This window comes from Xylophilus sp. ASV27 (assembly GCF_016428875.1).
Classification (GTDB): Bacteria; Pseudomonadota; Gammaproteobacteria; order Burkholderiales; family Burkholderiaceae_C; genus Xylophilus.
In genome coordinates this window covers 1-552 of sequence record NZ_JAELTO010000264.1, presented here as the reverse complement: position 1 = coordinate 552, position 552 = coordinate 1, and the positions used below count along the sequence as shown (strand labels likewise).

At 64.3% G+C, this 552-nt stretch carries 1 protein-coding gene; it reads left to right on the top strand.

All coding sequences use genetic code 11. The features are described 5' to 3' along the window. Positions 1-552: IS5 family transposase (locus JHD63_RS22800; protein WP_198973087.1), on the top strand; the 552-nt coding region annotated here is incomplete at both ends.

The following is a 552-nucleotide window of genomic DNA, read 5'->3' as shown; positions in this document are numbered from 1 at the left end:
GCCTGAACTGGGACACGCCGCTGCCCGACGAGACCACGATCCTGCGCTTTCGCCGGCGGCTGGAGGAACACAAGCTGGCCCCTCAGATCCTGGCACTGGTCAACGAATTGCTGGGTGCCAAGGGTTTAATGCTGCGTGCCGGCACGGTAGTGGACGCCACGCTGATCTCTGCGCCCAGTTCGACCAAGAATGCCTCGGGCGAACGCGACCCGCAGATGAAGCAAAGCAAGAAGGGCAAGCAGTGGTACTTCGGCATGAAGGCCCACATCGGCGTGGATGCCGACTCCGGTCTGGTGCACACGGTGCGCGGCACAGCCGGCAACGTCAATGATGTGATCGAGGCCAACACGCTGTTGCACGGCGAGGAAACCGAGGCCTGGGGCGACGCCGGGTACCAGGGCGCTGACAAGCGCCCTGACGCCAAAGCCGGCGTGCGCTGGAACATCGCCATGCGCCCGGGCAAACGCAAGCTGCTGGACAAAAGCCGACGGGTCGACGACCTGATTGACCAGCTCGAACGCATCAAGGCCAGCATCCGGGCCAAGGTCGAGC